This is a genomic window from Mariniflexile sp. (genome assembly GCF_041583155.1).
GTDB lineage: Bacteria > Bacteroidota > Bacteroidia > Flavobacteriales > Flavobacteriaceae > Mariniflexile.
The window spans coordinates 35841-49292 of sequence record NZ_JBFHGK010000004.1; the positions used below are offsets into that span (position 1 = coordinate 35841).

Annotated in this window: 14 protein-coding genes; 6 read left to right on the forward strand and 8 right to left on the reverse strand. The window is 36.0% G+C overall.

Annotated elements, in window-relative coordinates; translation table 11 throughout:
- Positions 1-183: 183 nt before the first annotated feature.
- From ABYI63_RS02340 to ABYI63_RS02375, 8 genes are all read right to left on the reverse strand, one after another.
- A complete protein-coding gene (locus ABYI63_RS02340) occupies positions 184-2508 on the reverse strand; it encodes a GumC family protein (protein WP_372753021.1) in 2325 nt (774 codons plus the stop codon).
- A 539-nt stretch (positions 2509-3047) separates the two neighbouring features.
- Positions 3048-3521 (reverse strand): UpxY family transcription antiterminator, encoded by a 474-nt coding sequence (locus ABYI63_RS02345; protein ID WP_372753023.1) that lies wholly within the window; start codon positions 3519-3521, stop codon positions 3048-3050.
- A 71-nt stretch (positions 3522-3592) separates the two neighbouring features.
- Positions 3593-4948 (reverse strand): undecaprenyl-phosphate glucose phosphotransferase, encoded by a 1356-nt coding sequence (locus ABYI63_RS02350; RefSeq protein ID WP_372753025.1) that lies wholly within the window; start codon positions 4946-4948, stop codon positions 3593-3595.
- Positions 4949-5615: 667 nt separating this feature from the next.
- Positions 5616-5885 carry a hypothetical protein gene (locus ABYI63_RS02355; protein WP_372753027.1) on the reverse strand — a complete coding sequence of 90 codons (270 nt, stop codon included), beginning with the start codon at positions 5883-5885 and terminating at the stop codon, positions 5616-5618.
- 161 nt (positions 5886-6046) lie between these two features.
- Positions 6047-6445, reverse strand: a complete 399-nt coding sequence (locus ABYI63_RS02360) for a rhodanese-like domain-containing protein (protein WP_372753029.1) — start codon at positions 6443-6445, stop codon at positions 6047-6049.
- Positions 6446-6456: 11 nt separating this feature from the next.
- Positions 6457-6774 carry a rhodanese-like domain-containing protein gene (locus ABYI63_RS02365; RefSeq protein WP_372753031.1) on the reverse strand — a complete coding sequence of 106 codons (318 nt, stop codon included), beginning with the start codon at positions 6772-6774 and terminating at the stop codon, positions 6457-6459.
- A 111-nt stretch (positions 6775-6885) separates the two neighbouring features.
- Positions 6886-7506, reverse strand: a complete 621-nt coding sequence (locus tag ABYI63_RS02370) for a thioredoxin family protein (protein ID WP_372753033.1) — start codon at positions 7504-7506, stop codon at positions 6886-6888.
- A 6-nt stretch (positions 7507-7512) separates the two neighbouring features.
- Positions 7513-8055, reverse strand: coding sequence for a TlpA disulfide reductase family protein (locus ABYI63_RS02375; RefSeq protein ID WP_372753035.1), 543 nt, complete (start codon positions 8053-8055; stop codon positions 7513-7515).
- Between the two features lie 327 nt (positions 8056-8382).
- Here ABYI63_RS02375 and ABYI63_RS02380 point away from each other — a divergent pair, with 327 nt between their 5' ends.
- The 6 genes from ABYI63_RS02380 to ABYI63_RS02405 all read left to right on the forward strand — a co-directional run bounded on the left by ABYI63_RS02380 (position 8383) and on the right by ABYI63_RS02405 (position 13451).
- Positions 8383-9786, forward strand: coding sequence for an anthranilate synthase component I family protein (locus ABYI63_RS02380; RefSeq protein ID WP_372753037.1), 1404 nt, complete (start codon positions 8383-8385; stop codon positions 9784-9786).
- Between the two features lie 103 nt (positions 9787-9889).
- On the forward strand, positions 9890-10456 hold the full coding sequence (locus tag ABYI63_RS02385) for an aminodeoxychorismate/anthranilate synthase component II (protein ID WP_372753039.1): 567 nt from the start codon (positions 9890-9892) through the stop codon (positions 10454-10456).
- A 143-nt stretch (positions 10457-10599) separates the two neighbouring features.
- On the forward strand, positions 10600-10956 hold the full coding sequence (locus ABYI63_RS02390) for a four helix bundle protein (RefSeq protein ID WP_372753042.1): 357 nt from the start codon (positions 10600-10602) through the stop codon (positions 10954-10956).
- Between the two features lie 27 nt (positions 10957-10983).
- Positions 10984-11976 (forward strand): anthranilate phosphoribosyltransferase, encoded by a 993-nt coding sequence (gene trpD, locus ABYI63_RS02395; RefSeq protein WP_372753044.1) that lies wholly within the window; start codon positions 10984-10986, stop codon positions 11974-11976.
- Positions 11973-12758: an indole-3-glycerol phosphate synthase TrpC gene (trpC, locus tag ABYI63_RS02400; protein WP_372753046.1), complete on the forward strand. Its 786-nt coding sequence runs from the start codon at positions 11973-11975 to the stop codon at positions 12756-12758. Before trpD ends, trpC begins: the two co-directional genes overlap by 4 nt.
- 24 nt (positions 12759-12782) lie before the next feature.
- The gene (locus ABYI63_RS02405; RefSeq protein WP_372753049.1) at positions 12783-13451 is read left to right on the forward strand and encodes a phosphoribosylanthranilate isomerase; all 669 of its coding nucleotides are present in this window, start codon (positions 12783-12785) and stop codon (positions 13449-13451) included.
- The last annotated feature ends 1 nt before the right edge of the window (position 13452 follow it).

The following is a 13452-nucleotide window of genomic DNA, read 5'->3' on the forward strand; positions in this document are numbered from 1 at the left end:
TTTTAATTATCCATAAGCCATTTTATCTAGCTTCTTAACCAAGCTCCAAAAAACCTCGCCCTTGTAACCTAAACACAGATAAAACACCAACATTACCCTTTTCGTAACCTGCCGTTCGCCATTTAAAGTACGGTTACTTTATTGGTAAAGCATCACGATGTTACCGCCAACGCTTTGTGGGCTCTAACGCTTTACGGCCTTTTCTCCATAGCCATAGCCATAGCCGGATGATTTATCCAAGGTCACATCATTTAAAACCAACATCACAGACTCTAATTTTTTGCTTTGAACAATGTCATCAAACAGCTCCAGATCGGCTTTTTCAGTATAATTACTACGCACCACATAGATGGTGGCATCAACATAAGGTACTAACGCAAAAGCATCGGACACTTTCCCAATAGGTGCCGTATCTATGATGATGTAATCAAACTCGGCTTTAAGGTTTTGTAATAAGGTTTCAATACGGTTGCTTAGCATCAATTCCCCTGGATTTGGCGGAATGCTACCCGAACCAATAAAAGACAAATTAGGAGTATTTTGATAAGGCACTATGATGTTATGCATTTGAAGCGTTGGGTCTATTATATAATCTGTTATCCCTATGGTGTTGGGCAGCCCCATGTTACTCATTAATTTTGGCGCGCGTAAGTCGAACCCAAGCACCACTACTTTTTTTCCTGTTATGGCCAAACTTGCTGCTAAATTTATGGAGATAAAGGTTTTACCCTCACCTTGATTGCCAGAGGTAACCATAATCACCTGTTCTGATCTCCCTTGGATACTGAACTTTAAATTATGACGCAATAATCGGAATAATTCGGCTATCGGACTCACGTTGTTTTCGGTAACGACAACTGTGTTTTTTTCGGTGTTTGTGGCAATGGCACCTAAAATAAAACAATCCGTTTTCTCTTCAATATCCTCCTTGGTTTGTATTTTAGTATTCAATAGTTGTTTTGAGAAGATCCATAAAAATGGGACAAAACATCCGAACAAGATGGCTCCTAAATACACGGGCATACTACTCTTACCTGCTGGAAAGGCTCTCGGCGATTCGATAACCCGGGTTTCTGAGAAAGGCACACTGATGGATAGGGCTTCTTCCTCGCGTTTTTGTAACAAATACAGGTATAAGCCCTGTTTTAAACCCTGATCGCGGTTTATTTCCAAAAGGGCCCGTTCTGCTGTTGGCACCGTTGAAATTTTAGATTTGTAACCAATGGCATTATTTAAAATGTTACGCTTGGAATTAAGTAAACTGGATTTAATGCTTTGCACATTCGCCGAAATGGCGTTTTTCAGGTCTGATAGCTGTTTACCGGTTTCAATCACCACGGGATTCCCCACTCCTGCCGACCGAAGCATGCTTTTTCTGGTTTGCACCAGCTCGTTGTATCTGGAAACCAAGCCTGTTAAAGACGGATTTTGAAAGCCAATGGCGGTTATTAATTCGTAAGAATCGCCACTGGACTGTGCCAAATTAGTTTCTAAGGCATTGATCCCGTCAATCTGTGACTTTATAACTTCCAGCTCGCGATCCGATTGACCTGCTAGTTCTATAAAACGCGTAGCATCGGAACTAACATCGGTTAAATTGTTTTCCTTTTTGTAGGTTTCTACATTTTCTTCTACACTGCTTAGTTCTCCAGAGAGCAGTTCCAGACGCTCATCTATTAAACTGAGTGTTGTGTTGGCCAGGATATTTTTATGCTCCGTTGATTTGCGCTCATAAACCTCTATAAGTTTATTTACAATAGCAATACCCCGTTCTGCAATGATATCATTAATACCTATTTCCACAAGCCCACCGCCATTCTGTTGAACTGTTTTTACAAAAAGTCGGGCATTATACATGTTTGCTAAGCCAGCTGTGTTATTGAAGGTTATTAAAATGGGCTTTTGCGCTTTAAAATCGATATTTTCATCGTCTAAAATGACAGTAAATTGTGCAAAAGGCGTTTTAATGGCCTCCCCATAGCTATAGCTTGTTTTTTTGGAATTACCATCTGCATCTTCTACTTCAATTTGAAAGGTATTTTCATTTACCAGCAATATGGTACCATACTCGCCATACTGCGTTACAGGCACACTATCGCTTACAACAATATGAAAGGGCAATTGCGTTTTATATACCTCGGTTTCATTTAACCGCCCTTCATAATAATACCCAACAGCCATGCCTAACTCATCCAAAGTTTCTTTCATTAAATCATAGGACTGTAAGATCCCTAATTCATCCTGAATGTTTTTGGACACCTTTAGCAATCCCAGATCACTCATGGATGCCAAATTGGAAGATTGATCACTTCCTTTTTTGTCGTTCAAAAGTACCTTCGCATAAATATTATAATCCGGCACCACTTTGTAGCGCACATACAAAAAGGCCAGCACCAGGCAAATCGCTGCCCCGATTACAAACAAATACCAGTATTTTAAATAGCTGGCAAGTATTTTAATGATATCCTTTTCCTTATTCGTTTTGGAAACTGTATTCACTTTTGACATAATGGGTATTGAATTTTATTTAATATTCAGGTGCAAGAAACCTTGTATTTAAGTAACCACATGTTGCACCCGTAATCAGTTAGGACACTACAATTTATAATTAGTTTTGTTTGCCAAATGTACACAAATACATGTGTTTTTTACACGGCTCCGCCGTATGAGTCCCATTTTTAAGCCCATAGATTTCATTTTTAAATTTATTGTGAGTTATCGTGAGACAACCCTTAGCATGATACCCGTGGCATGTTGATAAAAAACAAGCCACTTATGCTGCTTTTTTGAGCCGAATAACTTTTCGTTTTTATTCATTTCGACCCAAAGAAACATTTTTTTTTAAATTCTACAAAGTAATCTGATGGTTTGAATAGGGATGGCCATAAAGTTTTATGGTTTCTATATTAACGAGGTACAAATAATACAGAAACCATAATTTTGTCATGTTTAAATTACATTTGATTAACAACTGTAAAATTAACTTTTCAGATTGCTACCGTAATGGGGTTTTAACCATCAGACCAACATGCCAGTGTGAAAGGATCCTAAATAACATCCTTCAATTTGGCCTGAGCTACAGCCCCCATTTCCTTCAGTAAAAAGGTAACATTGTCTTTGTTAACCCAATACACGACGCCCTTATGATCTTTAAGCAAGCCGTTTTGAACCACAATTTCACTGCCTGGAATTAATTCAGTAAGCGCATTTAGGTCTTTAGAACCATCAGCAATCCATCGTTTTATATCCCAGATTTCTTCATCGCGCACCACGGCCGGTTTACCTAAATAAAATAAGTAACGGATAACGCCCGGCGCACCAAACACAATGCCTCGGTAACGTTCTTCCAGGTTTACGAACACATACGATTTAAATAAAGGAACCTCTACGACCTTTTTGCGGTCGCTCCATTCCTTAGTTTCCTGTACCATCGGACAGTAAACCTCTACGTTCATTTTTTCTAATACTTCTGCTACTTTTTTTTCCTGTTGTGCTTTAACACATAATACGAACCAACTCATATACTTATCGATTTATATAAATTAATATTCCTTTAAATAAAATAAAACACTGTTACGCTTTAATATGTTTTTTAATATGCTTTTTCTTCACCCATGACGGCATTTGATATGGTTTTGAAAATAATTTTCAAATCCAACCATAACGACCATTTTTCTACGTATAAAATATCCAGTCGAATTCTATTCAAAATATCGGCTGGTGTACTAATCTCACCGCGATACCCCTGCACTTGTGCCAATCCTGTGATTCCTGGTTTTACAAAATGTCTCACCAAATACTTATCTACAGAGATCTCATAATCTGAGGTATGCTTTTCCATGTGCGGGCGCGGCCCTACAACACTCATATCGCCCATAAAGACATTTAAGAACTGAGGCAGTTCATCAATACTCGTTTTACGCAATATCCTACCTACCTTAGTAACACGCATATCATTTTTTGTGGCCATTTTACTGTCTGAATCGGCATTATTCGCCATCGATCTGAATTTGATACACCAAAATGCCTGACGATTTAAGCCGTGTCTTTTTTGCTTAAAGAACAGGGGCCCAGGCGACTCCAACTTAATGATAACGTATAATAAAGGCACTAACCACGACAATAAAGTAAGGATTGCAAAAGTTGAAAAAATGATGTCAAAAACACGCTTCGCCACGATTGCAAATTCGGTATCCAAAGGCACCGTTCTTAATTTCAGTACCGGGATATTACCGTATTGTTCTATAGACATGGATCTTGTGAATATATCCTTGTTGTCTGGAATGATTTTAAGCTTAATGAGATTGTTATCTGCGAAATTAATAAGGTTTTGCAGTTGCTCCTTGGACAGTTTTGCTGCCGTGCAATACACCTCATCAATGCGATTCTCTAAAATATACTTATAACTTCGCATGATAGGCCCGTGGTACGTAGGACTGGCAGAGGGGCCATCGTCAAAAAAACCACAATACCTATAACCATAATGCGGATTATCAAAAATACGTCTGATTTTTTTAAGGTTTCTATCTCTTCCAATAACCACCACCTTTACATAATTTCCCCCTTTAGACCTGTAATACTTTACAAAGGCATAAAATACATAGCGGAATAGCGTAAGACAGAAACATATAAACAAATAAACAGCAATGTGATAATACACAGAATTTACAACCAACCCCGCTACTGGGAACCAGGCCATGTATGCAAGCCCGTAAACGGCATACAAATAGCACAGTTTCCGGATATTCGTCATAAACTCTTCCCGACGACCCGTAGGATAGAATTTTAATTGGTGGGTAATAAATAACCAAGCGCTGTTATAATAGACGATGGTCCAAAAATTCAAATAGGTTTCGGGTGTAAAAAGCCATAGCAGTCCGTTTATTATAATTAAATGCATAATTATAGTAAACGGTATTATAAAAATAGAATAGCTCTTTGATTCCATATAGTATTTTTAAAAATTTATTACACTGCAATTTTATTAAAATGCAGTTTGTTATCCTAACCAGTGCATTACGACCTGTAAACCTTCACATCTGCGTTACAGCATTCGACCGATTTCTTTACAATGGTAATACAAATAAAAATGCTATTAATCTAACAATTAAAAAAAACTACATTAGGGAGTAATTTCTACTAATTTGAAAGCAAAAAAAAATATAAAATTTGAATAAAAAACATATATTCTTCACACAGCAATTATAATCGTTAAAGTACAATGTTAATCATTTATCGAAGAATTGATGCATTTTAACCCAAGAATTTAGGGGTTAAAATAGTATATTTTTCGGTTAAAAAACCACAGCCAATTACAGCTGTAAAATCTAAAGTTAAACACTACAAAACCAGTAACACCATTGATTTCCAAGCATGTAACGAAAGCCAACAGGATGAATGTATCTGTAATACAAAAAAGTACAAAGTAAATTTTAGGTTGGTAAAACGGGCTGCGTAGGCAGTGTTTAAGTGGCTCCTAAGCCACAAAAAGACAGGGACTGCGTCGTTACTCACTTCATTGGTGGCACGCCAGGAATCATGGCAATGTAACAAAACAGAAAAAGTCCATGTAAACACAGAATTTACATGGACTTTTAAAAAATAGTATCGTGTATTTAGCTGACTTGTTGGCGCTCTTTCATTTTTTCCAGAAGTGTCAATTCACGGCGAATTTCCTCTTTTCGCTCATTGAATTTCCTAACGCGTTCATCAATAAGTTCTTGATTTTTTTTGCGCTGCTCCAGCCTTAGTGCTTCTTTTTCAGCATTGATTTCTTTATTTCTATTTGCTTTTAGTTTTTCCATAAAAACAGAAAAATAAGCAAAGCCATACATACTTAAAAATAAGAGGGCTATGATTCCTAAAATTACGTAACCGTTCATCATGAGGGAGATAATTTAATTGATTAATTACTATAAATATAATTAAATAGGAATTATCCCTAAAATAAAAAGGGTAAAATACCAAAAAAAAAAGACAAAATCACTAAATCTCGACGAACTACATCCCCGAAACTTACTGAAAATCAAAATAAAAAATTATTTTCTTAATCCCTTAGTATCGGTAATTGCGCTGCTTCCCAACCTAAAATTCCTGCCTCTAAATGATATATTTTTGTAAAACCTGCCTTTAAAAAAACAGCAAGGCTTTGTTCGCTACGATTTCCAGAACGGCAATAAATAAGAATCGGTTTTAATGAATCTACTTGTTTTATTTCCTTTGAAAAAGATGAGGCCATAACATCAATATTTATGGCGTTTTTCAGGTAGCCTTCCTCAAACTCGGCAGGTGTTCTTAGGTCAATAATCTGAACTAAAGTGTCTTTCATTACCTGATAAGCTTCGTTAGGCGATACGTGGCTTACTTGGTTTTGAGCGCCCGTTTCTTTACAACTAGTGCCAAAAACACTTATTAAAACCAAAATTAGCAGGAATAAGTGTTTCATGTTACATGGTTTTAGTCTTTATCTACCAAATCGCCTTCCCATTCCAGGATGCCACCTAATAAATTATAAGCGTTCTCAAACCCCAATTGATTCATCACGGCACATGCTTGTCCGCTTCTGTTACCAGAGCGACAATACACGTAGTAATTTTTGGTTTTATCCAATGCTTCTACTTCCTCTAAAAACCCTTGCCCTTTATGTATATCAATATGAATGGCATTTTCTATAATCCCATCGGCCACTTCTGCATCCGTTCTAACATCTAAAATCACTGCATTCGGATCGTTTTGTAATTGAGAAACCCATTCTTCCTGTGTTAAATCTTCCATGTCTATTTTTGTATTTCGTATTTCACAAATTTAATACTTCTTTAATTTACAGACCAAAAAAAATCTAAAGTATTACGCTTTAGATTTTTCAATTTAATTACCTATACCATATTACACTTTAATGGAACAGCCAATAGCTTTGGTTTCTTTTTGCTCCACCTCTTTACCTTGTAGCAGCGCATCCACTGCATTTTCAACGTATTTCGTTTTTACAGCATTCGCATCTTTATAATTATCATCTATGGCCCCAATGTATTTTATAACATTGCCTTTTTTCGTTTTTTGAAGTATAAACATGTGTGGTGTTTTGGTGGCTCCAAATTTAGGATAAACGGTTTGCTCGGCATCTATTAAATAAGGAAAGGTAAACCCCTTTTCTTTAGCCCTTTGTTTCATGGCATCCAAATTATCATCGGGTTTAACCGTTATGTTATTAGGCATGATGGCAATAACGGGATAGCCCTTTGCTGCATACTTTTTATCTAAAGCAACCAGTCGATCTTCATAAGCCACTGCATAAGGGCAGGTATTACAGGTAAATGTAATTATAAAACCCTTCGCATTTTTGTAATCGGCCAAAGACACCATGTTGCCATCAATATTTTTAAGGGAAAAATCTTCGGCAACATCGCCAATTTTATACCCTTCATTCCAGGTCGTTTTATTTACTGTAAACGCACTAATGCCTAATACAATAACAAGTGCAAGAATTAATTTGATTGTGCTTCTCATAGTTTTCTAATTTAAAAATTGATTGATTTCTGTTTCTAGTTCTTCAAAAGTAAATGATTGTTCAAAAAATTTACGTTCCTTATTCTTATAAATGATGGTTGCCGGCAATGACCCAGACCATGTTTTATCCACTTCGGGAATCCAGGAATTCATATCTACATCATCTAAAGCAATGACTTTAGATGTTATGTTTTCATTTTTAATAAAAGGCTTCAACTTGGATTCATATAAGTGAGGAAAATCTAAACTTACTAGTAATACATCCACATTTTTATGGGCATATTCTGCATTTAATTGTTCAAAATACGGCAACTCCTTTACACAAGGCGCACACCAGGTTGCCCAAAAATTTATAACATGTACTTGATCATCCGTCTGGTTCAGGAATTTTTTAAAACCGGCAAAGTCATAAACCTCTAAGTCCAAATCCTCCGACACAACGCTCTCACTATCAGAAATGTGCTTATTCATGCTGATATCATGCTTTTTTGCATGCTCCTTGCAAGACGTGAAAACCAACACGAAAGCGACTATCAATCCAAACCTCATACGCTTAACTTTTTTAACCCAGCTACTTTAATAAATATTCAGTGGAAGCATAAAATTAATTAATACTTGATAGTGAAGGCATAGTTTAACAAACTTTTATGTAAAAAACCCCGTAAAGTATTGTGTAATTCTATTTTCATTTCTATATTTGAACGCATTAAAGCAAAAAAATGAAATCAATTTTAAATAATACTTGGTGGTGGAACTTACAAAACTTACGTTTCGTGAAGTAACCCTAGTATATTTAAAACTTAAAAATATCCAAAAGGCTTGTCGTTCACGACAAGCCTTTTTTTAATACTAAAACACTGAAATACATTCAGAAAAATGAACAAATTCAATTTATACACCCACTACAAAAAAATTCTAGCAGATACCATTACGCCTGTGAGTATTTATTTAAAAATTAGAGATAAATATCCTAACAGCATATTACTAGAAAGTAGTGATTACCACGCTAACGACAACAGTTTTTCGTATATCTGTTTTAACCCAATAGCAACCATTAAGGTTGAAAATGAGCTTATCTCACAAAGCTTTCCTGATGGAAGTCAAACGGAAATACCTATAACCGATACTACCGATGTTGCTGAAGAAATCAACCAATTCACCAAACGTTTTAAAGTCCATTCCGAAGAAGACTTCAAATTTATTAACAACGGAATTTTTGGTTATATTGCTTACGATGCGGTGCGTTACTTTGAAGATATAGCCATTTCAAAAAAAGAAAACTCAGTTAGCATCCCAGATGTGCATTATGCTGTTTTTCAAAACATCATAGCCATCAATCACCAAAAAAATGAAGCCTATATTTTCGCCCATTGTTTTGATTCGGAACCTAATATTGAAGAAATAGATCATTTGATCAAAGTAAAAAACTTTGCATCTTATAACTTTAAATCGGACGGTGCCATTAGCTCTAACTTATCTGATGACGACTACAAGCATCATGTAGACTATGCTAAAAAGCACTGTGGCCGTGGCGATGTGTTTCAACTGGTGTTATCAAAAAGTTTCCAACAAGAATTTAAAGGCGATGAATTTAATGTGTATCGCGCCTTAAGAAGCATCAATCCATCCCCTTACTTATTCTATTTTGATTATGGTAATTTTAAAATTTTTGGAAGTTCACCAGAAGCCCAACTGATTGTAAGCGATGGTAAAGCCGAAATCCACCCCATTGCGGGCACTTTTAAACGTACTGGAAACGACATTCAAGATGTTGAACTGGCACAAAAACTGAAATTAGATCCAAAAGAAAATGCTGAACACGTCATGCTAGTAGATTTAGCCCGAAACGATTTAAGCAGACATGGCAGTCATGTTACCGTAGACACTTACCGCGAGGTTCAGTTTTTTTCGCATGTGATACACTTAGTAAGTAAAGTAACAGGACAAAAACACCCAGAAACTTCCACCATGCAGGTCGTGGCCGATACTTTTCCTGCCGGTACTTTAAGTGGTGCTCCGAAACACCGTGCCATGCAACTGATTGAGCAATATGAAAAGACCAACCGATCCTTTTATGGTGGTGCTATTGGTTTTATGGATTTTGATGGGAACTTTAATCACGCCATCATGATTAGAACCTTTTTAAGTAAAAACCATAAATTGCATTGGCAGGCCGGAGCTGGTATTGTATCAAAATCAAGCCCTGAAAACGAATTACAAGAGGTGTACAATAAATTAGGCGCACTAACAAAAGCTATTGAATTAGCCGAAAAAATTTAGAGTTATATAGATTCCTAGTATTGCTAAAACCACAAAAGCCTTGGTACCAAAACACATAATATTAATTAAAAAACAATTTCTGCTTTCGTAGGAAAAGAAAAAAATGATAAAAGTATTAGTTATAGATAATTACGACAGTTTTACATACAATCTTGTACATTATCTGGAAGATTTAAACTGTGATGTTACTGTTATTAGAAATGACAAATTAACCTTAGATGATGTTGAACCTTTTGATAAAATTGTATTATCTCCAGGTCCAGGCATCCCGGAAGAAGCGGGCTTGCTAAAACCTATTATTGAGCGATTTGCACCAACAAAAAGTATTTTGGGTGTGTGTTTAGGGCAGCAAGCCATTGGCGAAGTATTTGGTGGCTCACTAATTAATTTAGATGATGTTTACCATGGTGTAGCCACTAAAGTAAACATTACGGTTGATGATGAATCTTTATTTACAGACATGGATAAAGAAATTGAAGTGGGGCGTTACCATTCGTGGGTTGTTAATGCCAACCTACCCGATTGCTTAGAAGCCACTTCGGTTGATGCTAACGGACAAATCATGTCTTTACGTCATCGCGAATACGATGTTAAAGGGGTGCAATACCACCCAGAATCGGTATTAACGCCTCACGGCAAACAGATTTTAAAGAATTGGGTAAATAATTAGACTCAAGACTAAAGACTCAAGACTAAAGACTTAAGACTAAAGACTCAAGACTCAAGACTAAAGACTAAAGACTAAAGACTAAAGACTAAAGACTCAAGACTCAAGACTAAAGACTAAAGACTAAAGACTAAAGACTAAAGATAATGAACAACTATAGAGAATTAAAAATTTGGCAAAAATCTATGGACTTGGTTGAAAAAACCTATATTTTAAATTCTACTTTTCCAAGTGAAGAAAAATTTGGGTTAATTAGTCAAATTCAAAGGTGTGCTGTTGCGGTTCCTTCCAATATAGCAGAAGGGGCTGGCAGAAATTCAAATAAAGAATTCCGGAATTTCTTAGGAATCGCTAATGGTTCTTTAAATGAATTAGCAACACAGCTAGAATTATCAGTTAGAATTGGATATTTAAAAGAAACCAATTTACATCATATTTCAAACCTTATCACAGAAATTCAAAAAATGAATTTCACTTTAATTCAGAAACTCTCTAACATCTAATATCTAAAGTCTAACCACTTATTAAAAATGAAACATATATTAAACAGACTAATAAATCACGAAAGCATCTCGAGTGAAGAAGCGAAATTGGTATTGGTAAACATCTCGAAGGGTGATTATAACCAAAGCCAAATTGCAGCATTCCTAACCGTTTATATGATGCGAAGTATTACACTTGAAGAACTGCGCGGCTTTAGAGATGCCCTTTTAGAATTATGTATACCAATTGATTTAAAAGATTTCAATGCCATTGACTTATGCGGTACTGGTGGTGATGGAAAAGATACGTTTAACATTTCAACCCTAGCCTCTTTTGTAACTGCCGGGGCTGGCGTAAACGTGGCGAAACACGGAAATTATGGTGTTTCTTCGGCTTGTGGGTCTTCAAACGTTATGGAATATCTAGGTATTAAATTTTCAAATGATGAAGATTTCTTAAAACGTAGTATGGACAAAGCTGGCATTTGCGTATTGCATGCTCCTTTGTTTCATCCAGCCATGAAAAACGTAGCACCGATTCGTCGTGAATTGGGCGTAAAAACATTTTTCAATATGTTAGGCCCCATGGTAAATCCATCGTTTCCCAAAAATCAAATGGTTGGGGTCTTTAATTTGGAATTGCTGCGTTTGTATGGTTATTTATACCAGAATACCGATAAAAACTATGCGGTTGTGCATGCCTTAGATGGTTATGATGAAATTTCTTTAACTGGGCCCACAAAAGTTATATCTAACCATGCAGAAACCATGTTTGTTCCGGAAGATTTGGGCGTTTCAAAAATTACCCAAGACGCTATTTTTGGTGGAGATACAGTAGCATCATCTGCCAAAATCTTTATGGATGTGATTCAAGGAAACGGAACGGAGGCACAAAACAACGTGGTTTGCGCCAATGCAGGCTTAGCAATTGCCACTACAAACCAAGTTTCTCACAAACAAGGGTTTGAACTTGCAAAAGAATCTTTATTATCCGGAAAGGGATTAAAAGCATTACAAACAATTCAAGAGTTAAGTAAATGAATATATTAGATACCATAGTAGCGGATAAACGCATAGAAGTTAAATTAAGAAAATCGTTAATTCCAATAAAGCAATTGGAACAATCGGTTCTATTTCATAGAAACACCATTTCCTTATCCAGAAAATTAAAAAATAGCGCTACTGGCATTATTGCTGAACATAAGCGCAGATCGCCATCAAAATCGGTTATCAATCAGAACTTAAATGTGTTTGATGTTGCCAAAGGTTACGAAAGCGCTGGAGCCTGTGGTATGTCCGTTTTAACCGACGGGAAATATTTTGGAGGCTCGTTGGACGATTTGCTTACCGCAAGAGCCAGTTGTAAATTGCCGCTTTTACGTAAAGAATTCATTATAGATGAATACCAATTATTAGAAGCCAGAGCTTATGGGGCCGACGTTATTTTACTAATAGCAGCTATTTTAACAAAAGCTGAAATAAAAAAATTATCGGAATTTGCAAAAGGTTTAAATTTGGATGTGTTATTGGAAGTTCACAACGAAGAAGAATTGCATAAATCCATCATGCCAAGTTTAGACATGCTTGGTGTAAACAACCGAAATTTAAAAACTTTCGATGTGAGTTTAGAAACTAGTAAGCGTTTAAGTGCATTAATACCAAACGACTTTATAAAAGTTTCTGAAAGTGGCATTAGTCATATTGAAGCCATTAAGGAATTACAACCTTATGGATACAAAGGATTCTTAATTGGTGAAAACTTTATGAAGACCGATAATGCAGGAGAAAGTGCCACACAATTTATAAATGAATTAACCACCTAACGCCTTGGCGAAAAAGTAAAAACTATGAAACTTAAAGTTTGTGGCATGAAATACCAAACCAATATCGAACAGGTTGCAGCATTACAACCTGACTATCTTGGTTTTATATTTTATGAGAAATCTGCAAGACAATTTGATTCTGAAAAGTGTCCTGAAATACCAAAATCCATAAAAAAAGTAGGAGTCTTTGTTAATGAAGCCATCGATTTTGTAATTGAAAAAATTAATACCGTTAATTTACAAGCAGTACAGTTGCATGGTGAAGAAACGCCCGAGTATTGTTTAGAACTAAAACGTGAATACGAGGAAAGAAATACAATGCCTATGAACACGGTTAAATCGGGCCCCATCGAGATCATTAAAGTATTTTCCATCAAAAACGAATTCGATTTTGAAGTCTTACAACCCTATGAAACTGTTTGTGATTATTTTCTGTTCGACACCAAAGGGGAATTACCAGGAGGCAACGGCTATACGTTTGATTGGACCATTTTAAACAACTATCCTTCCACTAAACCCTTCTTTTTAAGTGGTGGTATTGGTTTAGATGAAGTAGAAAAATTACAAGAATTTATTAAAAGTCCTGCTTCCACATTTTGTTACGCTTTAGACGTGAATAGTAAATTTGAAACAGCACCCGGATTAAAAAATATAGCATTATTAAAATATTTTAGAGAAAAGCTCGAAGAATAGG

Bases quoted from the DNA above. Each gene is read 5' to 3' on its own strand.
- ABYI63_RS02405 (WP_372753049.1), top strand. From the start codon at position 12,783: ATGAAACTTAAAGTTTGTGGCATGAAATACCAAACCAATATCGAACAG.
- ABYI63_RS02390 (WP_372753042.1), top strand. From the start codon at position 10,600: ATGAACAACTATAGAGAATTAAAAATTTGGCAAAAATCTATGGACTTG.
- ABYI63_RS02355 (WP_372753027.1), bottom strand. From the start codon at position 5,885: ATGATGAACGGTTACGTAATTTTAGGAATCATAGCCCTCTTATTTTTA.
- trpC (WP_372753046.1), top strand. From the start codon at position 11,973: ATGAATATATTAGATACCATAGTAGCGGATAAACGCATAGAAGTTAAA.
- ABYI63_RS02340 (WP_372753021.1), bottom strand. From the start codon at position 2,508: ATGTCAAAAGTGAATACAGTTTCCAAAACGAATAAGGAAAAGGATATC.
- ABYI63_RS02345 (WP_372753023.1), bottom strand. From the start codon at position 3,521: ATGAGTTGGTTCGTATTATGTGTTAAAGCACAACAGGAAAAAAAAGTA.
- ABYI63_RS02380 (WP_372753037.1), top strand. From the start codon at position 8,383: ATGAACAAATTCAATTTATACACCCACTACAAAAAAATTCTAGCAGAT.
- ABYI63_RS02360 (WP_372753029.1), bottom strand. From the start codon at position 6,445: ATGAAACACTTATTCCTGCTAATTTTGGTTTTAATAAGTGTTTTTGGC.
- ABYI63_RS02370 (WP_372753033.1), bottom strand. From the start codon at position 7,506: ATGAGAAGCACAATCAAATTAATTCTTGCACTTGTTATTGTATTAGGC.
- ABYI63_RS02350 (WP_372753025.1), bottom strand. From the start codon at position 4,948: ATGGAATCAAAGAGCTATTCTATTTTTATAATACCGTTTACTATAATT.
- trpD (WP_372753044.1), top strand. From the start codon at position 10,984: ATGAAACATATATTAAACAGACTAATAAATCACGAAAGCATCTCGAGT.
- ABYI63_RS02385 (WP_372753039.1), top strand. From the start codon at position 9,890: ATGATAAAAGTATTAGTTATAGATAATTACGACAGTTTTACATACAAT.
- ABYI63_RS02375 (WP_372753035.1), bottom strand. From the start codon at position 8,055: ATGAGGTTTGGATTGATAGTCGCTTTCGTGTTGGTTTTCACGTCTTGC.
- ABYI63_RS02365 (WP_372753031.1), bottom strand. From the start codon at position 6,774: ATGGAAGATTTAACACAGGAAGAATGGGTTTCTCAATTACAAAACGAT.